Origin of the sequence: Paenibacillus graminis (assembly GCF_000758705.1) — a bacterium.
GTDB classification, from domain to species: Bacteria; Bacillota; Bacilli; order Paenibacillales; family Paenibacillaceae; genus Paenibacillus_AQ; species Paenibacillus_AQ graminis.
On record NZ_CP009287.1, the window covers coordinates 3,720,646 to 3,743,024 of the forward strand.

A 22,379-nucleotide genomic window follows, 5' to 3' on the forward strand; every position below is an offset into this window, starting at 1 on the left:
TTAATCTGCTGTTGCACTTGCCGTGACTGGACTGGAATTGTCCCTTCTTCCGACAGACTTGATCACCAGGTTATATTGTATCTCTGGATTTAAATGCTCGATAATGGTGCTGTATTGCGCCGTTCCCGGCTTTACCGGCACATAAAGGCTCCAATGCTTGCTGATTTTATCATCCTTTTCATAAATACGGAATCCCCTCACCTGTTCCTTGCTGGTGAAAGGCGTTTTCCAGGTTAAAGTAGCCTTGGTCCCTTGAAGCTTCACCTTGAACTCCTCCACGGGAGCGGGTTTGGTATCCGTGCGTTTGATGCCGTAATGATCGTATACCTTTAGCCCGTTTTTTTCATATCCGGTCTTTCCTTCATCTTCCACAGCAGCCGTATAGGCATCAAATTGCAGAATTTGATCTGAAACCGACACATCCGTAAACATTTTTTTCTCCGGTTGCTTATTTACTGCCGCAAAAAAGTCGTCATAGGGTTCGTTTTTGTAATAAAACTTGTTACCAAAAGCATTGGACATCAGATACACCGTTCCTTGAGGATTAACAACGTTCCCCGCCTCGTCTTTCTCCAGTTTTTTCGGATCTATAACTTTATCCCCATACATCTGGAAAGAACGCATATACATATGGTCGTGGGCCTCAAACACCATATCGATGCCAAGCTCGTCAAAGACTGGAATCAGATTCTTTCTGTAAAATTTAACGCGATCCCCTTCCCATTGTGCGGAATTATCGCCGGATGCGTAAGGCGCCTTGTGAAATGCAACGAATTTCCACTTTTTATCAGACTTAGCGACTGTATTCCGCATCCAATTGATCTGGTTCCAGAACTGCTCATGCTTCTCATCCTCCCAGTTGACAGATCCATCTTCATTCAGCTTGCCGTCAAACTGGGAGTTGTACACCATGTAAAGGGCGTCTCCGTATTCAAAAGAATACACCGAGCCGTCATGTGTTGCTTCCACCACTTTCCGGGGCAGATTGAAGTGGTTGTAGAAGTTGTTATTCACCGTGGTTTCATCCCCGTCCCAATCGGACACCTCATGTCCGCCCAGCACGGGAACGAAGGGCACTTTCATCAGAGACTGCTGTGCGAGCCCGAGCATCCACTGCCACTGCTCCTCCAGGTCACCGTTGTCGACCAAATCGCCGGCATTAATCAAAAATTTGGGATTGCCGATATGTTCATTTGCTTTTCTGAAGGTATCTGCCCAGGGTTCAAAACCCGGCTTGCTTGAAGCCTGCGAATCGGAGCCGACAATAAAATGATAGGGCTGAGAGGTCGCCGTATCAGTCTCGAATGATCCGGTGGAGCTCCAGACCGAACCGTCACCCACTCTGAATACATATGGGGTGCCCGGCTTCAACCCAACTGCTGTTGCTTTATGGCTGTAAAAATTTTTCTTCTTACCGGCTGTTCTGTCGCTCTTGGTCATATAGGTCGAGATTTTCTCTGAGGTTCCTGTGAATTCGAGAACCCCCACGTCCGGAAACCCGTTTCCGGTTCCCCCTGCTGCTTCAGCAGTCTGGACTTTCGTCTCCGCAGAGGTATCCGTGTACCATGCGAACGACATGCTCGTTTTCGTATCGCCGTTAAAAGTCATATTGATAAGAGTTGGCTGAGACGCAGATGGCTGGGTCGTAAAGCTCCATTCGACATTACGGATCAAGGGAGAGCCATCTATGCCTTGGACCGTGGTTTTGGGGATGAAAACTCTGTACCTTTTCCCTTGACCCAAACCGCCATGCCCGATGCGCAGGGTCGATTGGTTTATGACTTCAGCTATAAGGTTGGAGACAGGCTGATTCTGATCATCTTGAATCGTGATAGCCTGTGGATTCATCAGTTTTATCGATTTGTTGAATTTAACTTCGATTGGAGCTGCCACGGATACTTTTTCAGCTCCATCTCCAGGAGAACGGGACTTATCCATTGTCGGCTGTATGGGCGTTTCTCCAGGAATTAGATCGCCCGTCACACGAATATTCCGGATTTTACTGGACCCGCCATCACCAATGCCTTTCGGATTATCCTTGGGGTTCGTGGCCAGATTGGAATTGACCAGCCAGCGGATATACAGCAGTTCCTTGTCGTCTGCATTCGGCATGGGCAGCTTGCTCAGCTTGCAGGACTGCCCCGGACAACTGTAGCTCGAAACCGTCTTCATCTGAACGGTACCTCCAGGCACGTCGGTCCAGACTGTCCGGTCCGAACTTACCTGTACTTTGAAATCGTTAGGACCGGAACCGGAAGAGCTTTGTTCAGAGGATAATCTGATATTCTTGTAGGCGGATGTAGAAAGGGTTGCCAGCCAATACTTCTTGCCTTCGCCTTTGTCCCAGCCCTGATAGCTGATGTCTTTGGCTTTGCTGTCAAAATTCTCGAAATAACCTCCGACCTGTTCCAGGCTTGAGGAAGAGGCATACTCTCCTCCGGTGGCTGGATGGCTTCCCGCTTCTCCCTTGTTGGTGAAAATCCATTCGGCGATTACGGCCTCAGCTGCAGCAGTTTCCTTCTGTACAAGTGAGGCTTGCTTGGGCTTACCCGTCACGGGTCCGGCCAGTGAATCTGCCGGGAATGACCAGGGGATCAACAGGAGTGCCAAGAACATAAAGAATAGTTGTTTCGGATTACTTCCTCTCTTTTTCTGGATTTGCATGGTTTTGCAGCCCCTTTCCCGTTCAAGTGAACGGATTAGCTTGAGATTCATTAAGAATCCCGCTTTCTTGAATATATCCCACACCCGCCTCTGGATTCTCAGAGAATCTTATTAAAAAACCGCCATTTTCAACATATATTACCACTAACATTTTATTTAACAATTTATACTGCTTCAGCTACAATGAGGATATTCATTCAAATACCGGAGTGCCGGAGAGGTGATTGAGATGAACTTTTTTCATTCTGATCCTTTTTATATCAGCCGAGAGAGCAAATCCCGATCCAGCATTCCTTCGTTCCACTATCATGATGCTTATGAAATTCTATATATTGTCTCTGGGGAACTTCACTATTGTATCGGAAGCCAGCCGTTTCAGCTTGTTGGCGGCTCCATGCTGCTTATCCGAAAAAATGACGAACACCGGCTGATTAATCCCAATGGTGCAGAATTTGAGCGGGTAACACTGCTTTTTAAAGAAGAGTTTTTGGGCGGGCTGTTGACCGGGGATTTATCATTTCATCCGTTGTCCGCTTTCCAATCCGGTTCTGGTTCCCTCCGGTTAAAGGGGCAGGAACAAGGTTATGTCGAAGGAATTTTTGCGAAGATGGCCGCCGAGTCCGCGAACGGATTCCCGGAGTCCGCTTTCTATCTCAAAATCCTGTTGTCCGAGCTTTTAATTTACATACACCGCTTATTGAACAGCGGCCGTCCATACATGAATTGCACTGCCAACCAGGTTTATCAGCGCATCTCCCATATCACCCATTTCATCAATCATCACTATGACCGGCGCTTGACTTTGGAGGATCTCGCGGTCCGTTTCCATGTCAGTCCCTCCCACCTTAGCCGGACCTTCAAAGAATCAACAGGGTTTACCCTCATCGAATATGTGAACCATGTCCGGATCAAACAAGCCTGCCATTTATTGAAAGCATCCAACTTGCAAGTTTCGGCTATTGCCGAGTGTGTCGGCTTCGAGAATTCAACTCATTTTGGCCGGACATTTAAAAGCATCACAGGTTTCTCTCCCTTGAAATTCCGCAAAAGTCCACAGGCGGGATACATGGCCGTAAAACAACAAAAAGCCTGATCCTCTAAAGGAGTTCGGCTCTATAAAACGTTTGTTTATGATTTAGTGCCCTCTGCTGGAGCTATGTAGTCTGGCAAATGTTCCTGGATCACCTGCGGCCCGAATAGGCTGCCTTATGGAACCGGCAGCCTACCGCCTTGTGATAGGTTACGACGTAGTATGTTCCGCATCATACTCGCTGGAAAGCTCTTTCAGCGGCTTGATTTTACCATGGGGGCGCTGGTTCTGCTTTTGGGATTTCCACACAGCTTCACTTCTTTGCTTCTGCTGGCTCATCTCGGGTAGCCTCCTCTGGATGTGCATCATGTATACTACAGTAAATAGGATGCTGAATATGGCGATTATTCATACGTGTAAGTTTGTTTTGATACCCATACTCCGCGGACTTCATCTTTCACTGCACAATAAGGGGCTGTCCCCAACAGCCATTTTTTGGCTTTTGAGACAGCCCCTTTCCGAAATCACTTCTTTTGTTAATCTTGATTCAAAAACATCCGGGTCCGCTCCAGCCTCGGGCTGCCAAAAATCTGCTCAGGGGTTCCCGATTCGGCAATTTCCCCGTCAGCCATGAATAATATACGGTCGGCCACATCGCGGGCAAAATTCATCTCATGTGTGACGATAATCATCGTCATGTTCTCCTCCGCAAGCTGGCGGATGACACGCAGCACCTCGCCGGTCAGCTCGGGATCAAGCGCCGACGTCGGCTCGTCAAACAGCAGGATGTCCGGGTTCAACATCAGCGCTCTGGCGATGGCTACCCGCTGCTTCTGCCCGCCCGACAGCATGGACGGGTATACGTCCGCCTTATCGGCAAGACCCACCTTGGAGAGCAGTTCCCGGCTTTTGGCGGAAATCTCCTGAGGGCTCCCCTTCTTCAGTGTTCTGGGGGCAAGCTCCAGATTTCCCCGTACGCTGAGGTGGGGGAACAGATTAAAGTGCTGAAATACCATGCCCATGGACGCGGTAATCTCCTTAATATCCGCACTGCCGGCATATTTACCGTTCTCTACCAGCGGCTTGCCGTGAATACGAATGCTTCCGCCGGTCACTTCCTCCAGATGAACAAGACTGCGCAGCATCGTGCTCTTTCCTGAACCGGAAGGCCCAATCACCGCCACGACTTCCCCGGGGTTTACATCAAAGGTAATCTTTTTCAGCACATCGAGGCTGCCAAAAGATTTCTGCAATTGCCTAACTTCAATCATACTACTCATGTTTGGACAGCCCTTCTACTCAAATTTGAAACGTTTCTCCAATGCCTTGAAGAACAGCGTTAGTACCAGTGTCATGAGCAAATAAATAACACCGGCTACTACAAATGGAGTTACCGTAAAATCACGGTTCACCGCCGTCTTCGCGTAATTCAGCAGCTCCGGTACGGCTACAGCGTAGAGCAAAGCGGTGTCCTTGACCAGGGTGATGGACTCATTGGCTACCGCAGGCAGAGCAACCCGGAACATTTGGGCGAGAATCACCTTGCGCAGGGTTTGCCATTTGCTGAGCCCGAGAACCTTGGCGGCCTCATGCTGTCCTTTATCAATCGACAGCAGCCCGCCGCGGAAGATCTCGGCAAAATAAGCACCATAATTAAGGATAAAGCCAAGACTGGCCGCAACGAAGCGGTCCAAAACCAGGTACTGGCCAATCACCGGAATCTGGGGGAGGCCGAAGCAGAAGAACAGCAGCTGCAGCAAAAGCGGAGTTCCGCGCATCACGTAAATATACGTGTGTGCGATCCAAGCCAGCGGCTTGATGGTGCTCTTGGCCATCAGCGTGACCAGCATCCCGAGCGGAATAGACAGCACGATAACAATCAGGAACAGCAGGACGGTTGTCCGCGCACCTTCCAGCATCGGCCCGGCAATTTTTATAATATAATCTATATCCATTTCTTCAACCGACTCCTAAAGGAACTATCTAGTTCAATACTTTATTCTCTCCAAACCACTTCGTAGAAATTTCGGCAGCCGTACCCTCACTGCTTAGTTCATCCAGAGCCTTCTGCAGCTTCTCCAGCAGCGCTTCATTGCCTTTCTTAATGCCGATACCGTATTGCTCAGGAGCCAGCGATTCATCCAGCAGCTTATAAATGCCCTTCTCCTTGGACATATAATATCTTGCCACCACTTCGTCAATGACCACTCCATCCAGGCGTTTGGACTTCAGGTCCGTCAGGGCAAGCACATTGTCCGGAAATTCGGATACGTTGGCAATCTTTGCTTTGAGCGGACTGGCATCCAGGGCATCGGCAGCGGACGACAGACTTTGCAGTCCGACTTCTTTTCCGGCCAGATCATCCAGCTTCGCCAGCGCTGAATCCGCCAGCACAACTACAACCTGGCTGTTCTCCAGATAAGGCTTGGTAAATAGTACCTTCTCTTTGCGCTCGTCCGTTATGGTGTACCCGTTCCATATCATATCAATGCGTCCGCTGTTCAGCTCTGATTCCTTGGCCGACCAGTCAATCGGCTGGAAGGTAACTTCCTGGCCCATTTTCTCGGCCGCCGCTTTCGCATAATCAATGTCAAAACCGACGATTTCATTGTTGTCATCTCTAAAGCCCATTGGAGCAAACTTATCATCAATACCGATCACCAGTTTGCCGTCATCCCCCTTTGAACTGGAGCAGCCTGCTATCGCCGCAATTGCCATCATTACCAATACAACCAATAACCCTTTTCTCTTCATCTCTCAATTCCCCCTAGTAAATAACAACAAACGCATCAATCGCTTTAGTTCGTTAACACGTTATCAGTTTATCATAATAACATATGATGTCAGTGTCGTCGATAGAGAAGAGAAATACTTCTGTGACAAATAAGTGGAAACGGGTACCGTCCTCATAAGGACGGTACCCGTTTCAGCGAGAAATAGAAGGATAATTTATAGCGCGAAGCATATAAGTTCTTATATTTTAATAAAAGCTATCGCTTTATGTTCAGGTCAGTGGTTTAAAATAATCTGCAACGACCTCGCGGAACTCCAAGGCAGTCTGCGAAATGTAGCGGCTCTTGTGCCATAATAATGCAATCTCCCGCACCAATTCGTGATTCTCCACTTGAAGATAATGGATCTGTTCCCGTGAGTTTCTTGCCGTGCTTGGTATAAAAGCAATGCCGATTTCTGCCTCCACAAGAGCGCTCAGCCTTGCAGGTTCATCTCCCTCATACACATATCTGGGTTCAAAGCCAACCGATTTACAAATCCTGTCTGCCAAATCGCGGGTGCCATAGCCTCTCTTCACACCGACAAACCATTCCTCCTTAAGTTCTGCCAAGGATACGCTGCTTCGTTCAGCCAGCCGGTGCCCTTTTGGAACAGCAACAAGAATGGGGTCAATGTAAACGATTTGACATTCAATGTCCTCCTCCTCTTCGACTGCTGGTGAAGACAAGCAGACATCAACCTCACCTTGGTGAAGCCGCTTAACCATTTCCTGCGTGGTCAGCATTTGCACATGAAATTGGACAAGGGGCCGCTTTTTGCGGAACGCCCGAAGGATATTGGGCAACGCGCTTGCAGCGGTCACCGCCAATTCCAGTGTGCCTTGTTCGGGGGAGGATAGATCCCTCAGCTCCTGCTTTCCCTGTTCTAATTCAAACAAAGCCCTTTCTGCCCTGCGGAGGAATTTGCTTCCGAACTCATTGAGCCGCAGCTTCCTCCCTACCCGGTCGAATAAAGGGACTCCCAGATCCTCTTCCAGACGCCCAATTGTTTTACTTAGGGATGATTGTGTAACGTGCAGGCTTCGTGCTGCTTCGGTCACATGCTCCAAACGGGCTACTACGAGAAAATATTGCAGTTGAAGAAGTTCCAATTCACACCCTCCATTCATTCCTTCAAGTCCATGAAATCATAACATAAAAGGCGTTGGAATAAATAATTGAATTCATGTACGATGACATCAATACAGCTTAGGGAGGACCAAAAATGAATGCGCGCAGCAGGTGGTTGTTAATTTCCGTGGGTCTCGGGGTGCTATTGAACCCTTTAAATTCTTCGATGATTTCCGTTGCTATTGCAAGGCTGCAAAATGTGTACCGTCTTGATTTTACAGAGGTATCCTGGATCATTTTTTCATTCTACATTGCAAGTGCGATCGCCCAGCCTGTCATGGGGAAGGCCAGTGATTTATTTGGACGCAGGAAGATATTTCTGGCTGGCCTTGTTGTAGCCTTCGCTGCTTCATTAGCAGCTCCGCTGTCTCCAAGCTTCGGGTGGCTCATCGTGTTCCGGGTTGTGCAATCCATCGGAACAAGCATGATGGTCTCTGTAGGAATGGCTATTGTGCGGGTTCATATTACGGAGAAACAAGCGTCTGCGCTGTCAGTGATGTCCATCTTCCTGTCAGGAGCGGCAGCAATTGGACCCTTTATTGGCGGGGTTTTAATCCACTGGTGGGATTGGCATGGTATCTTTTTTGTGAATATTCCAATTGTGGCAGCGGGCTTTCTATTAGCTTGGAGAACCATTCCTAAGGACGAACCGCCAGCACCCGCTCTGCGCAACATGTCCTGGCGCCAATGGATAACCATGATTGATGCGCCAGGCATCCTGCTTTTCGCAGCGGGTCTGGTTGCCCTGCTCGCGGGGTTACTGTCGGCCAAATCATCCGCCCATATTTCATTTGGACATGTCCTCACCGGAGGGATTGGCCTTATAGCATTGGTTGCATTCGTACGGCATGAGTTACAGGCGTCTTCACCCTTTATTCCGGTGCGCACCTTCGCCAAATATCCGGAGATGACCCGGATCAATGTCGAATTTATACTCGTTAACGTCCTATATTACTCACTGTTTTTCGGGCTTCCTTCCTATTTGCAGATGGTGCGTCATGTCAGCGAATTCCATACAGGGCTTCTCATGCTTAGCTTAGGATTGTGCTCGCTGGCTGCTTCTCCAATAGCAGGACGATGGATCGATAAATCAGGGCCGGGGCCGGCATTGCTCCTGTCCGCAATATTAATGGCATTGGGGTCCGTCTGGATCGTGACCATGAATCAAAGCTCTCCGGCAATCAGCGTATGTGTGGCGTTAGGCGCATTCGGTATTGGCAACGGATTGAATAGTGTCGGTATGCAGGCAGCCTTGTTCAAAAGCGCTCCAAAAGAAATCATCGGTGTAGCCTCCGGAGTATTTATGACCTCAAGATACTTGGGGACTATTCTCTCCTCATTGCTGCTGGGCATCGTGATGGGCGATACATTCAGTGCTGGGGGATTTCGGCTGCTTGGGGTTATCCTCTCGGTAATTGCCTTGCTCTTAGTATTTATGAATTGGCGGCAAAGGGTGTCCAAGCCATTGCAATAGCCGCAAGTTCTCCTGGGTCCGCTGATGCCAGAGTTACCGTATGCGGTTGGAGATCATATCTGACGAACCGCTGTACGCAGCCGCTTTGACAATACGGCGGTAAAAGCCTACAGTGAGCACAGCAAACATCAGATAAGTGAACGTATATACCGCCATGGCCGCAGCCGCAGGGAATAAAAGGTCCGAGAACGTCAGTGTTGCAGCTGCTTGTACGGCGAAGCTGGAATGCATCAGTCCGATGGCCAGCGGAATGCCGAATACAAACAGCTGCTTGCGGATAATGCCGCCCAGCATCTCACGCTCACTGAATCCCAGCTGCCACAGAATTGTATAGTTGTGTCTATCCTGCTCGGCTTCAGTCACCTGTTTGAAATACAGAATACTGCCTGTAAAGATCAGAAAGATTAGTCCGAGAAAACCTGCAGCAAACATAATAAGCCCGAATTTTTGCCGCGATTCTTGAGCATAGGTATAGAAATCCGTTCTGAACTCTTCCTGCTTGGCATATTTCGCAAAAACCTCCGAGGCCGCCGCACGTTCATCCGGGTCCGCAATCTGATAGGTATGGATACGAAAGGCTTCCGTCTTGGAGGAAACCTGCATCTGCCCACGAATCGCTTTTACCGTCGCTTCACGCACGACAAGTTGGAGGCCGCGTAAACTGTAATTCATCGCATAACGGTCCATGACTCCGGTCAACCGGACTTCGGCAGGAACCCCGCTGGCGGCAAAAGAAATGGTCTGCGGATAAGCAGTATGGCCCGTTTCTTTGCTTAATGCCTTTCTCCGGCCATTGTACAAAACGCCTTCGCCTTCAGCCGGTATTGCAATTTCCGCACCGCCTGTCTGCAGCTGCTCTGCCGCAAGCAGCATTAGGCTGCGTTCATCCCCGCTCCCTTGTCCAAATGTACCGGGTAATCTAATAGCCTCTACCGCTTGATGGGCAAAGGTAAAGCCGCTTTTCTCCAGCTCAGCCCCAAAGGCTTGGGCAGCCTGCTCATTATGCTCAATGGCGAAATCGTAGGGCAGCATGGCCCGGGACTCCCGCCCGGCCGAATAGTACAGCGAATAAGCGATGGCCACCATTGTCAGTGTCACCGCAGACAGAATGGTAATCAGCGTCAGCGAGTTGGCATTCCCCTTCATCCGATGGATGACCGGGGCCAGTGACAGGCTGTTTTTCAGCCCCAGATGTCCGTCCATGCCTTGGCGGAACCGGGAGAATCCCCAGCCGATCGTTATCCGGAAAAGCAGATAGGTTCCAATTATAGTGAGGGCCAGAATCCCCAGCACCGGCAAGAGCAGCGCTTGGCTGCTTAATTTACCGGAGAGCAGATACCCGGCTGCGATGAATCCAAGGCCAAGCAGCCCCAGCGCTGCGGATAGAACCGGTCTCGGCTGACCCGAATGCTCACCCTGCTGCTCACCCTTGAAAAGCTCAAGCAGTGTAGTACGGTATACCGTTAACAGCATCTGGACCCAGGTAAAGCTGGTAAGTAGAGCAAACACGGCGGCAGTCTGCAGAGCTGCTGTGCTGGAGAAAGACCATGTAATGACATAGTCAGTTCCCGCCAGTTTCATCAGTATGAGCATAAAAAAACGCGATACAACCGCGCCGCCTCCGACACCAATCAGAAGCGCACCCGCCCCCAGCAGCAGATTCTCCGCAATAAGCAGCCCGCCGACCGTCCTTCTCGTCAGCCCCACCAGCTGATATAAGCCAATTTCCCTGTTCCGCCGCTTAAGAAACATTCCGTTTGCATAAATGATGAATACCGCCATAATCACGATCAGCAATATCCCGGCTGCTCTAAAAAAGGACTTGAACTGAATATCCTCGAAGGCCCGGGCCATTACCGCAGAGTCATTCTGTAATGAAGCAAACACAAAATATAAGCTTGTGCTTAGAATCAGGGCGAAAAAATACAGGTAATAATGCTTGAGATTCGCCCGCATACTGCGGATGACCAACTCAAACAGGGTCAACGCGGTCACCCCCGAGCACGGCCTGCACATTGAGAATATCTTTGAAGAAAGTCTCGCGCGTTTTGCTGCCGCGGTATAATTCAGAATAGAGCGCTCCATCCTTCAAAAACACGACGCGGCTGCAATAGCTTGAAGCTAAGGGATCATGCGTGACCATCATAATCGTAATGCTGCGCTCCCGGTTAAGCTCCTCGAATGTTCCCAGTAAAGAAGAAGCCGCCTTTGAATCCAAAGCGCCTGTGGGCTCGTCCGCAAATACGAGAGAGGGCCGATGGATCAGCGCACGTGCTGCCGACGTCCGCTGCCGCTGGCCGCCGGAAATTTCATGCGGAAATTTATGCGCGATTTCCCCAATGCCAAGGTTCACGGCAATGGCCTGATACTCAGCTTCTGCTGCCTGTTTGTTCCTTTTGCCGAGCGAAATAGGCAGCAGGATATTCTCTTTTACCGTCAATGTATCGAGCAGGTTGTAATCCTGAAAGATGAATCCGAGCTTTTTGCGCCGAAACGCACACAATTCAGGATGATTCATGGCCGCGATGTCCGTATCCTCAAGAAAAATTGTGCCTTTCGTCGCTGTATCGATGGTGGACAGTACATTGAGCAGCGTTGATTTCCCGGACCCGGACGGGCCCATAATGCCGACAAACTCCCCTTCTAATACACGGAGGTCTATGCCTTTGAGCACTTGTTGAACATTGCCCCTGGCCCCATATGATTTACGCACCTGCTTGGCAAGCAGCACGGTTTTTTGAAGTCTGTCTTGCATCTTCATCCCCTCCCTGTCCGGACGGACTCGAACCTGTTGCTTACAGAAAAGGTGAGCTGCATGGATGTTCCTCTGTTCAGCTCCGACTGTACGGTCAGGGATATTCCGATTTTGTCCGCAACTGTACGGGCCAGATAAAGCCCCAGTCCGGTTGCCGCATTGTGCAGTCTTCCATGCCCTCCGGTAAATCCTTTGTCGAATATCCGCGGCAGGTCATGCGCGGCAATACCCGGACCTTCATCCGCAACCGTCATTCGAACTGTACCATCCGGCGCGGCCATCGACGTGAGATATATCGTTCCGCCTTCCGGGCTGTATTTGACCGCATTGGTCAACAACTGCCGGATGATGAAACGGCACCATTTGCAGTCCGTATTGACCGTGGCCTCTTCTCCGCCGAATTCGACAGCTATATTTTTTTCCACACACCAAGAGGCCAGTTCGCGCACTTCCCGGGCAGCAAGCCGCTGAATCCCGGCCTGTTCCAGCATATAATCGGACTCCAGGGACGGCAGACGTGAAATATGCAGCTGCTGGTCCAGAAGCAAATGAATCCGCAGCCATTCAGATTCGATGCTGCGCATAGCCGGGTGGCCTTTGCCGGCATCAATTGTCAATTTCATGGCGGTCAGCGGCGTCTTCACTTCATGGACCCAGGCAGCCATATAATCCTGCTCCAACGAATGGGCAGCCATGCCGTCAGAAAGCTGCTTCCAGTACCAGCGGTTCACCGCTCCCAAGAGCCGGCTGGTCGCTTCTTCCTGATAGAAACAGGCAGCAGGCAATGTCGCAATCCAGTCTTCATTCATCTCTTCGGCCAGCTTCGCCAGACTCTGCGCATACTTCATTTCTTTCTGACAGCGCCACCCCAGGAAAACGGCCATGGCCAGAATCAGCAAGAGGTTCAAATATAGAAGCGACTGCCCACGGACCGCAATCCCGCCGTCCATCCAGATCAGCAAATCCACCAGCAGCAGGGACGACAGATAGAAACTGATCCAGCTTTTCCTGTCATACAGATAGCGGAGTATCAAAGCCAGGTTCCCCCTCATAATGTTGCTGCCATATAACCAAGCCCTTTTTTCGTGACAATAGCCTCATCCAGTTCAAACACGGCCAGCTTTTGGCGCAGCCGGGCGATATTCGCAGTTAATGTATTGTCGTTGACAAAATGCTCATCATCCCACAGCTTGCGGATCAGCTCATGCCGGGAGATAATCTGATCCTTCGCCTGGACGAGTACAACGAGGATAAAGAACTCATTTTTGGTTAACAGGACATCCTGCCCAGCCTTGCGGATCAGACCGCGCTTCATGTCAATAATGGCACCGTTCCATTCAATCAGATCAGCAGCTGACTCCTCTGTGTAAGCATATGTCCGGCGGAGAATCGCCTGAATTTTGGCCAGCAGCACGTCCATATGGAACGGTTTGGAGATATAATCGTCCGCCCCCAGGTTCATCGCCATCACCATATCCAGCGGATGGTCGCGCGAAGACAGAAACAGAACCGGCACTTTGGACACCGCCCGGATCTCCCGGCACCAGTGAAACCCGTCGTACATCGGAAGCTGGATATCAATAATCACTAACTGAGGCTGCAAGCGGATAAAAGTATGCATCACATCATCATACCGCTCCGGTCCCGTAACTTGAAACGACCATTGCTCCAGTCTTTCCTTCAAGGAACGGAAAATGGCCGCATCGTCTTCGATAATATAAATGTTCAAATCCATCATGGCTGTAATCCTTCCCGCGATTCCCGTGAGATTCCGGCACGAAAGCAATTAATTCATAGCTGTCTCTATCATACTACTCCAGCCCGGATAAAAAAAAGGAAGGCCAATAACGGCCTTCAGATTCTGCTGTTTCTGAGAGGTGTATTATTGTCCTTCCTTATCGCTGGACCTGTATCCTTGTGCCTTTAATCCGGCAGGAGCATCGTGAACAGCAGTGCCGCCAGCTCCTGCTTGTTCAGCGTCCGCTGTGAGCCGTAGTCGAACACGCCCTTCGACTCGGTCACTTCCGGTCCATGAAGCTTCCAGACGACAGCCGAGCTGACCGCCTCCTCAGCCCACTTGGACGTGCCGGGCACAAGCTTTGTTGTGGAATCCGGCTTTCTCATCCCTGATCCGGCCAGTAAGCGAAAGACGATAACGGCTGCTTCTTCACGGCGGATCGGACGGTCCGGTTCAAACAGGCCTTCCCCCGCCCCCTCCAGCAAGCCGGATTCGACAGCGGCTTGAATTGCCCGCCGGTACGGGGAATTTGCCGTGTCCTTGAACGCGGGCGGCTTGGATGATTCCGGGATGCTCCACACCGCATTAAAGGCTTGGACAAATGCTCCGCGAGTGACGGCTTCCCCGGGCTGAAACGGCTTGGACAGATCATCTGCCAGATAGCCAAGTGACTTCAGGCCGAGAATGTATTTTGCATACGGATGACCCTCTGTTACGTCCGGGAATCCGGCGGGATTCTCAGGTATTTTGGCTGCATAGCTGTATAAATTAGAATATTTCAGATCATTGATGCGGCCAGCGCCATCCGCCTTGAAGGCTAGCGGCTTGCCCTGCTCATCGATGAAGAGGGTATCCTCCACTTGTCTCAGCTCGTGACGTCCCCCCTTTAGATCACTCACAGACAGCGTGCCTGTACCGGATACCTCGACCCGGGTCAGCAGTTTGATCCGCAGGTCGGAGTACAACCCTGCAAATTTAGCGAGACTCTCTCTGGATTGCGGTTTGAAGCCCTTTGTTCCAAACGAAGTCGGATGTCCGGAATAATAATGGTCCATAAAGGCGGCAAAAAATTCATCCCGCAAATCCTGATTTGCATTATAGGTAATGAAGACACCCGTTTTGCGGTCCGGCAAAAGCCAGAGCAATGAACTGAAACCCAGGATATCTCCGCCCTTGGATATTACGTTTTCACCGTTTGTCTTAGAGGGAAGAGCCGGCGCTTCGAAGCCGTAGGTCATATCCGGCAAATCCGGATGAATCGCTACGTGGTAGGCTGACATTGCTTTGATCGATTCGGGCGACAGCACAACCGTACCGTCAGCTGTCCGCCCATTGTTCAAGAAGGCCTTCATAAACAGAGCCATATCGGAGGCTGTCGATATCATACTGCCCTCCGGCCACTCACCCGGTGAAAAATGATACACAGGGATGGGTTTGCCCTCCGAATCATAGGATGATGCCAAGCGTCCAGCCAGCTCCTTGCTCCGGCTAAAGCTGCTTGAATGCATGCCGAGCGGCTTAAACAGATGCTGCTGCATATAGCTTCCGAAGGGCTCTCCGCTTGCCTGCTGGACGATATACCCCAGCAGCCTGGATGCGAAGTTATCGTACATATATGACGTTCCCGGCTCGCGGACAACCGGAGGAAACTGCTCCAAGATGCTTTCCTTTAGTGAGACCGGCTTTTGGGAATCATCCATTAAATAACTGGCATCTGAAGGTTCACGCACTTCAAATCCTGACGTATGTGTCAACAGATCCTCGATGGTAACCGGTGTGCCGAAGGGATTGGTTAATGGATACCCGTCCAGATACTTTTCAATATTGTCTTGCAGCGAAACCTTCCCTGCCTGGACGAGCTGCATGACTGCTGCGGCTGTGAACACTTTGGAGACCGAGGCGATCCGGAAAGTGGTCCGGCTTGCCTCCACTTTCGCTTTCGACGTTCTGTCGGTAATACCGTAGCCTTTGGAAGCAAGCACCTTCCCACCTTGAACGACGGATACCGCAACAGCTCCTGCCTTCTGCCTGATGTCCTCCCTGGCAAAAAAAGCATCCAGGAACGCCTCCACTTCCTTGGCTTCACGCGGACCATCCGTCTTAGCTGTCAAAGCCGCAGTGTCCAGTACGGGAAGGGAGGCGCTGCCGGTTGAGGCCGGAACGGCGGCAGCCGAGTCCCATTCAGACGGCGCTCCGGCATATACACTTGATTCAGCAGCCAGGCTTACCATCAATAAAACGGTCAGGATGCCGAACGTGCGGCTAGCTCTCTTCTTCTTACGATTCAACTCATTCCTCTCCTCTCTTGCATATACACTTATCATAGGGTCTGGACCAGGCACTGTCGCTTGATTCAGATGATAAGCGGGAGCGGAATGTTACATTCTTGTCATGAATGTTAAAATATAGTCGGCACCATTCCCCCATCCATGCGGATAGGAGAACCTTTAAATGCGGAAGAATAAGGGCTGCATACAAAAGCAGCCAGTCTGCCGATTTCAGCTGGCCTGATAAACCTCTGAATTTCAGATTGCGGCAGGTTGGCCGTCATAAATCTTTTCTCTTTGTCAGCAAAAGTCATCTCTTCATTAGCGTAGACACTCTCAATGATTCCCTGCACATTCTCAGAGAGTGTGGGTCCTGGCAGGATGGTATTGACTGTAACTTCGCTGCCTATTGTTAATTTGGATAAGCTTTTAGATAGAGATAGCAGCATGGATTTGGTCACTGCGTACTGAGGCATTTGTCCAGAAGGCATAAGGGCTTCTTCACTGGCAATAAAGATCAGGCGGCCATCATTCTTTTTCAACATTTGGGGTAAATAAAATTTGGATAATCCATTTGCTGCAAGAACATTAGTACGGAAATAGTTCTCCCATACTTCATCGTCAACGTCCTCATACTGCATAATCTCATAAATTCCCGTATTGTTAACCAAAATATCAATATCCGGGTATTTTTCAAATAAAATTTCTCTTTGCCCGGGATCTACAATATCGGCTGTGGCATTTTGAGGAGAGGTAGCCGGGAAATTGGACCTCAATTCATTTACAGTTCGTTCTACCTCTTCATACTTCCTTCCATTAATCAGGACATGAACACCTTCCCGGGCAAGTTCAATGGCAATGGCCTTGCCAATCCCTTTCGTTGATCCTGTAACTAATGCCGTTTTACCGCTTAATCCCATCTCCATTATGCTAATCTCCTTTGAAGTTAATTATTTACCAGGCATTATATTAACTTGTCCGGAGTGTTCAGTAACTAGCGTACTGCGCCAATCTTCTTGCTTAACACGCCAGTTTGAAGGGGTATCCCCTTCCCACAGACGAAAGGCACGGTAGAATGAGTTTTGGTCTTCATATCCAATTAAAAAAGCTACTTCTTTAATATCGAGCGAGGGGTCTGCCAAGTACTCCCGTGCCTGTGCATGTCTTACTTCTGTCAACAGTTGTTTGAAGCTTGTGTTCTCGTCAGTCAGCCGGCGCTGCAGGGTACGATCGCTCAATCCCAACTCCTTCGCGACAGCTTGAAGGTCTGATTGCCCTCCTGTGAGATTGCGCTTCATGATCCATTTGACCCTGCCGGTTATGGAGCGGCTGCGCTGCTGTTCAAGGAGTGATTGGTCCAGCGCGGGAGTCAGCATCTCCAGCAGTTCTTCATTGTACGAAACAAAGGGCCGGTCCAAATCTCCCCGATAGAGCGTCAACCGGTTACCTTGCGCACCCATCCGTATAGGGCAGCCAAAGTAAGCCTCAAGGGCCTGTACATCGCCCATGTCAGGCGAAAATTCGACGAAACGTGCTGTCAAAGGTTGACCTGTGCCCCGGCGGCCAAGCTCCAGAAGATGCGCCAGTGTAATTCCGGTCAATACCGGCGGACCAGGTTGTCCGGTATACAGCCATTCCAGTTCGATGGTGCAACTCTCGCCTTCCTCGGTGATGCGCAGGTTTTCCGGGGGACACAGTTGTTTGTAGCGAACCATTCGCTTTAGCGCGTCGCGGTAGTCACGAGCGTGATAGGTCGCTAAGGCGGTTGGCGGGTACTTTGCTGTATCAAAACCGGTCGCCAGCGCAATGATACCTTTGGCTGTATCGCCAATAAGATCGGAATAAGCCTGCCAGACCGCAAAATATTGGGCCGTGGTGACTGCCGGTTCAGCAATTATGGTAAGCGGCTGTCCAGCTTTGCGGGCAACGTCATGGGCGGCAATCCCCAATTGACGTAATCCTGCCCAAAATCCTTGCGGAATCTTTATGCGGTCAGCCGATTGAAATTTCATACAAATGGGCCTCCTTAAGCTCTTATTATGATTATTGCACCTCTCCGGCAGCCAGATATGTACACGAGTTCTAGTCCTCCACAAGTGCCGGGCCAAAGCATAGGCAGTTCAAGACAAATCCTTCGCAGTGGCCCGTGTGAAAGGCTGCTTTATTTAAAGTACAAATAGAAGGGTTTAAATGGACCCATATTTTTTGTATCGAGACCTGGACCTGCAATATCTATAGATAAATTTTCTATCTTGTCCTTAAGACAATCCGTAAAGGTCTGTTGGAATGCCTGAAAGGCTTGCTGAAAAGCAATAACGAGCGATGCGCCTCCGCTGGAGGCTGCAAAAGCCACATAAATCAGCAATTGCTGGACTGCTGCGTCTTTTGCCTCCTGGAAACATGCGTTTACTATAGCTTTCACATCTTTCGCACCGGAAATAGCCGGATACTTCAAATCAACATAAAGAACTTGGGTTGAGTCTGCTATTTCCAGACTGGGAATAGTTGTGGGTATGGTTTTATTTATTGGTCCGATTGTTACCTTTTTTCTATACGGGCCGATAGAAAATGTCTTCGAAATACCAGGAATGGATAAACTGATTCTGCCAAACCGGTTGCCAACCGATGCGCTGACTCCAGGAATACTAAGTGTTTTGCGAATCGCAGGAATCGTAAACGTTTTGCTTTGGGCTGGGATTTTTATGGGTTTGGCCAAAGAGATGAAACCTAGTTTAAATTGCGGGATTTGAAATTCAGCAAGGATTAACCGTTGGGTTACGATTTCCGGTGGAGCCGCTGGAGGCGGTGGTGGTACGTCGTCATCGTCATCGTCATCGTCGTCATTCACAACCAGAAAATTAAATGGTTGAGGGCTCACCACCTGGGGAGGAGCAGCACCATTTCCTATATTGATCGTGGTGAACGGCGGCGGAGCCATTTGGAGCAAAAGCCCCGGCACCTGTGACAGCAGCTGCATTTCTTCCGGACCAATTCCTGTGGCATCTATGTCCAGATCGTCAACGGTCTCGGCATTTGCTTCAATCTGTGCGGCAGTCGCAGCGTCTTCTTGTACAAGCTGCTGAATGCTGCTGTCCAGGGCCTGGTTAAGCCCTCCGGTGATTTCAGCGGAAAGCGTACCTCCGAACAACAATCCGATGTCCGGTGGAGTAATCCTTTTTCTCGGGCAGCGCTTCACACGGCGGCACATATGGCGGAAACTTTTGCCGCTGCGAACTTTAACCTTATATTTCAACTCCTCACATCCCCTTCCCAAATCTTTCCTTTTATAGATATGAACCCAGGATTTAGCGTGTATAAGCATTTGTCCCGTGTTGGGCTTCATTTATTTTGAGATTTGAGGAGAAGGGTTTATAAACCAAAAAACCGGGCTGAAGCGTGAGCTTAATCTCCCGGTCTGGTTAAACGTTATGCGCGTTCATGTTGCCTTTGCCTGTATTGCCCTGGCGGCGGGCCTGATCAACTTTTCTAACCGCTTCTTTGCACAAAGCCGCACGCAAAGGTAGTTATTATTCCAGCCAGTGCCGGCTTCGCCGCCGGTTCTGGAAGGTTACAATTTCCCGCACCCCCGCCTGCTTCAGCATCTCCAGCTGCTGATCTGTATACCCGCCGAGGTCGTCTGGAAAGTGGGCATCGGTAGAGGTAGTGAACAGCACGCCCTTGGCTGCCAGTACAGCCAGGAAAGCCGGGCTCGGGCACATTTCCCGGATCGGATAGCGGTACACCATTCCCGCGTTAATCTCCGTGGCCGTATCATGCGCGACCAGCAAATCTGCAATCTTCTCATACATCGGCAGGAGACGTTGTTCATCCGGGCGGTAATTGAAGGCTTTGAGGTTGTCGAGGTGGGCGACAATATCGAACAGGCGGGAAGACACCGCTTGGCCGACGATCTCAAAGAACCGGGCATATAGGACTTCCAGATCAAATTGTTCAAAATACGTCTGGGTCGCCGGATTGTCAAACCCCCAGCCATCTACAAAATGCACTGAACCGATAACATAGTCATACGGCTGTTCCTTCAATATTCCGGCTAGCTCCTGCTCGCAGCCCGGGAAATAATCCGCTTCGATGCCGAGCCGCAGCTGCACCCCTTCCCGCTGCCATTTTTCCTTCTGGGCCTGAATGCAAGCAACAAAATGATCTGAATCCGCCATACACACCTGATCCAGCCACTCCCGCTGAAGACGGCCTATCAAGGTATCCTCCAGGAGCATGTGTTTTTCATAATAGGCTTTATATTTCGTGAAACGGTACAGATGATCGACGATGCCCACCGTATGAATGCCGCGCTGCTTGGCTTGCTTCAGATACAAATCCAGCCACTCCGATGTAAAAGCTCCGCCTGCCATCCGCCGCTCCAGCAGACCGAAGCTCTCCTGCATCCAAGCCTGCGTATGAATCTGCTCACTGCTGTCTGTCATCGCAGTCAGACTCTCCATCGTCCGCTGCAGCCACCTTGGTGAATAGGGTCCTTCTTCCAGATGAAGGTGCAAATCTATTTTCATTACGTATCCACTCCTTTTAGGGTACCTGCTCCACCCCTGCGTTAAACTACGCTTCCATCCTCCTGCCTGATCCAGGTTTCGAAGCGGCGTTCTCCTTCCGTCAGCTGAATGACCCTCGCCCCGCGCTGAAGCGCCCCGTATGTGTTATGCCCGGTCACCCGGCCATAGGCCAGTGTAATCCCATGCAGCACACCTATGTAATCATTGTCATGATCGTGACCGGCGAAGGCTGCCATCACATCCCCTGCTTCCAGCATTGCCGCAAACCACCCGCTGTTCACTTTGGAGCAGCAGACCATTTCGCCTTTTCTCCCGGCTACACTCCCAGACTGCCACACTTCCTGATACTCAGGGATGGGAATATGCATAAAAGCCAGGGCAGGCAGAACACCGCCGTTTCTCTCTCTATTCTTGGCCGATTCCTGCAAATACCAGGCCACTTGATCCGAATGAATCCAGGCATATCCGCCGATTGCTGCAGGCGCATATTCACCCGAATCCACAAAATATAGTGCCCCCGACTCCCGGTCATCAGCATGGTTGAAGAGCGGCAGCACATAATTGCCCGTGCCGTGAATCTCTCCCGGTCCGGCTTCAGCCATACATAACTCATATTCCGCCAAAATCGCCTGCAGCTCTTCCCGCGTAACCCCCTTCTCTGAATCGTGGTTGCCATAGATTACAGCAAAAGGCGTACCTGCCTGCACTGCAATCTCAATTACCCGGCGGAACGTAGCCTTAGGGTCCACTGTCTCTTCACTGTAAATCAGGTCACCACTGAACACTATCAGATCCGGTTGCTCGATGATCAGAATGCGTTCCATCAGGGCCAGCGTCCGGGCATCACGCTCCGGTTCGATTCCATCCTTCAGATGGATATCGGTAAACTGTACAATTTTAAAAGTCCCATCTGCATGAAAAGAAAGACGTTGCTTGTTCATCTTGAACCTCCTCATAGTAAAACCCGCTTAATTGTGATATTCATGTTGTTCTTTGTGTAATTTCGTTGTTTTTTGTGTTCTTTTATTTTAAAATAGCACTAACAGCCAAAAAGATGCAAGCGTTAATTTTACATAAGGGGGGGAACACGATGACATTACTCGCAGAAGAACGGCAGCAGATGATATTGCAGCAATTAGAGGAAACCGGAAAGGTAAAAGTGATCCCGCTGGCACAGCAGCTTGAGGTGTCCAATGAGACAATCCGCCGCGATCTGGATGCCTTGGAGGAACAACGGAAGTTAAAGCGTGTGTATGGAGGCGCCGTGAAGCTTACCCATTTTGACGGGGAGCCTTCGTATACGATGAGGCGCAAGCTGAACCAGGAAGGAAAGCAGGCGATTGGCCGTGAAGCTGCCAGACTGCTGCAGGATGGGGATACAGTGTTCATGGATACAGGGACGACCGTACTGGAGATGACCCGCTATATGGCAGGAAAGAAAAATATCACTATTGTGACGAACTCCCTGCCTACAGCGTCCGCCTTGCTCCAGGCTTTGGGCCTTGAGCAATTTACGGGCAAAGTCATTATGCTTGGCGGTGAAATCTCCATTCAGCAGCAATCGGTGAGCGGAATTCTTGCCCATGAGCTGCTAAAACAATTCACACTGGACAAAGCCTTCCTGTCCGTCGGCGGAATCTCGCCTGCCCAAGGCATTACGGATTACGATATGAATGAATCGCTGGTGTCACGGCTGGCCTCCGGGCAAGCAAACGAAGTGATTCTGCTGGCAGACCACAGCAAAATCGGCAGCACGGCTTTTTGCCAAATCGCTCCGCTGCAGAGCGCCGACGTGATCATCTCCGATCAGGAGCTGCCGGGGGGCTGGAAGGAAGAGCTGGAACGCATAGGGGTAGCGTGGATTAAGTCCTGACAAGTAGAAACGGCTTCGCCTTCCTTTTAATGGACAGTACCGATTTTGGATAAAATCACCCTGACGGGTGATACAGCCGCTCATTAAAGGTTAAACTAATGGGCTCTCACTTGTCCTGTTATACCATCCGTCACAGTATAGTCTCATCTA

At 50.3% G+C, this 22,379-nt stretch carries 19 protein-coding genes and 1 pseudogene; 4 read left to right on the plus strand and 16 right to left on the minus strand.

Going from position 1 to position 22,379, the window contains the following annotated elements:
• Positions 1 to 2,715, minus strand: a complete 2,715-nt coding sequence (locus PGRAT_RS15525; RefSeq protein WP_025704640.1) for a fibronectin type III domain-containing protein — start codon at positions 2,713 to 2,715, stop codon at positions 1 to 3.
• Between the two features lie 178 nt (positions 2,716 to 2,893).
• Between PGRAT_RS15525 and PGRAT_RS15530 the strand changes: the two genes are divergently transcribed.
• The gene (locus PGRAT_RS15530; protein WP_025704639.1) at positions 2,894 to 3,757 is read left to right on the plus strand and encodes an AraC family transcriptional regulator; all 864 of its coding nucleotides are present in this window, start codon (positions 2,894 to 2,896) and stop codon (positions 3,755 to 3,757) included.
• A 147-nt stretch (positions 3,758 to 3,904) separates the two neighbouring features.
• Here PGRAT_RS15530 and PGRAT_RS34345 read toward each other — a convergent pair whose 3' ends face one another.
• The 5 genes from PGRAT_RS34345 to PGRAT_RS15550 form a co-directional block, all read right to left on the minus strand.
• Positions 3,905 to 4,033, minus strand: a complete 129-nt coding sequence (locus PGRAT_RS34345; protein WP_238326769.1) for a DUF6254 family protein — start codon at positions 4,031 to 4,033, stop codon at positions 3,905 to 3,907.
• A gap of 197 nt (positions 4,034 to 4,230) precedes the next feature.
• Entirely contained in the window at positions 4,231 to 4,974 is a 744-nt protein-coding gene (locus tag PGRAT_RS15535; RefSeq protein WP_025704638.1) for an amino acid ABC transporter ATP-binding protein, read from the minus strand.
• A gap of 15 nt (positions 4,975 to 4,989) precedes the next feature.
• Entirely contained in the window at positions 4,990 to 5,649 is a 660-nt protein-coding gene (locus tag PGRAT_RS15540) for an amino acid ABC transporter permease (protein ID WP_025704637.1), read from the minus strand.
• 28 nt (positions 5,650 to 5,677) lie between these two features.
• On the minus strand, positions 5,678 to 6,448 hold the full coding sequence (locus PGRAT_RS15545) for an amino acid ABC transporter substrate-binding protein (protein WP_025704636.1): 771 nt from the start codon (positions 6,446 to 6,448) through the stop codon (positions 5,678 to 5,680).
• Between the two features lie 250 nt (positions 6,449 to 6,698).
• Positions 6,699 to 7,577: a LysR family transcriptional regulator gene (locus tag PGRAT_RS15550; protein WP_025704635.1), complete on the minus strand. Its 879-nt coding sequence runs from the start codon at positions 7,575 to 7,577 to the stop codon at positions 6,699 to 6,701.
• Positions 7,578 to 7,690: 113 nt separating this feature from the next.
• On the opposite strand from PGRAT_RS15550, the gene PGRAT_RS15555 reads away from it, so the two are divergent.
• Positions 7,691 to 9,070 (plus strand): MFS transporter, encoded by a 1,380-nt coding sequence (locus PGRAT_RS15555; protein WP_025704634.1) that lies wholly within the window; start codon positions 7,691 to 7,693, stop codon positions 9,068 to 9,070.
• 33 nt (positions 9,071 to 9,103) lie between these two features.
• Here PGRAT_RS15555 and PGRAT_RS15560 read toward each other — a convergent pair whose 3' ends face one another.
• From PGRAT_RS15560 to PGRAT_RS15595, 8 genes are all read right to left on the minus strand, one after another.
• Positions 9,104 to 11,056, minus strand: coding sequence for an FtsX-like permease family protein (locus PGRAT_RS15560; RefSeq protein ID WP_025704633.1), 1,953 nt, complete (start codon positions 11,054 to 11,056; stop codon positions 9,104 to 9,106).
• Entirely contained in the window at positions 11,043 to 11,825 is a 783-nt protein-coding gene (locus PGRAT_RS15565; protein ID WP_202903625.1) for an ABC transporter ATP-binding protein, read from the minus strand. Before PGRAT_RS15565 ends, PGRAT_RS15560 begins: the two co-directional genes overlap by 14 nt.
• A 2-nt stretch (positions 11,826 to 11,827) precedes the next feature.
• Positions 11,828 to 12,859, minus strand: coding sequence for a sensor histidine kinase (locus PGRAT_RS15570; protein WP_025704631.1), 1,032 nt, complete (start codon positions 12,857 to 12,859; stop codon positions 11,828 to 11,830).
• Between the two features lie 14 nt (positions 12,860 to 12,873).
• On the minus strand, positions 12,874 to 13,560 hold the full coding sequence (locus tag PGRAT_RS15575; RefSeq protein ID WP_025704630.1) for a response regulator transcription factor: 687 nt from the start codon (positions 13,558 to 13,560) through the stop codon (positions 12,874 to 12,876).
• Between the two features lie 188 nt (positions 13,561 to 13,748).
• Complete coding sequence (locus tag PGRAT_RS15580) at positions 13,749 to 15,851, minus strand: serine hydrolase domain-containing protein (protein WP_052415718.1); 2,103 nt, start codon at positions 15,849 to 15,851, stop codon at positions 13,749 to 13,751.
• Between the two features lie 110 nt (positions 15,852 to 15,961).
• On the minus strand, positions 15,962 to 16,756 hold the full coding sequence (locus PGRAT_RS15585) for an SDR family NAD(P)-dependent oxidoreductase (RefSeq protein WP_025704628.1): 795 nt from the start codon (positions 16,754 to 16,756) through the stop codon (positions 15,962 to 15,964).
• Positions 16,757 to 16,780: 24 nt separating this feature from the next.
• A complete protein-coding gene (locus tag PGRAT_RS15590) occupies positions 16,781 to 17,842 on the minus strand; it encodes a helix-turn-helix transcriptional regulator (RefSeq protein ID WP_025704627.1) in 1,062 nt (353 codons plus the stop codon).
• A 149-nt stretch (positions 17,843 to 17,991) separates the two neighbouring features.
• Complete coding sequence (locus PGRAT_RS15595) at positions 17,992 to 19,083, minus strand: hypothetical protein (protein ID WP_025704626.1); 1,092 nt, start codon at positions 19,081 to 19,083, stop codon at positions 17,992 to 17,994.
• A gap of 112 nt (positions 19,084 to 19,195) precedes the next feature.
• Between PGRAT_RS15595 and PGRAT_RS34350 the strand changes: the two are divergent.
• A pseudogene (locus tag PGRAT_RS34350) lies at positions 19,196 to 19,342 on the plus strand (DUF2306 domain-containing protein); the annotation flags it as partial.
• Positions 19,343 to 19,357: 15 nt separating this feature from the next.
• Here PGRAT_RS34350 and PGRAT_RS15600 read toward each other — a convergent pair.
• On the minus strand, positions 19,358 to 20,356 hold the full coding sequence (locus tag PGRAT_RS15600) for a histidinol phosphate phosphatase domain-containing protein (protein ID WP_025704625.1): 999 nt from the start codon (positions 20,354 to 20,356) through the stop codon (positions 19,358 to 19,360).
• 41 nt (positions 20,357 to 20,397) lie between these two features.
• On the minus strand, positions 20,398 to 21,297 hold the full coding sequence (locus PGRAT_RS15605; RefSeq protein WP_025704624.1) for a metallophosphoesterase family protein: 900 nt from the start codon (positions 21,295 to 21,297) through the stop codon (positions 20,398 to 20,400).
• A 149-nt stretch (positions 21,298 to 21,446) separates the two neighbouring features.
• On the opposite strand from PGRAT_RS15605, the gene PGRAT_RS15610 reads away from it, so the two are divergent.
• The gene (locus tag PGRAT_RS15610) at positions 21,447 to 22,229 is read left to right on the plus strand and encodes a DeoR/GlpR family DNA-binding transcription regulator (RefSeq protein WP_025704623.1); all 783 of its coding nucleotides are present in this window, start codon (positions 21,447 to 21,449) and stop codon (positions 22,227 to 22,229) included.
• The last annotated feature ends 150 nt before the right edge of the window (positions 22,230 to 22,379 follow it).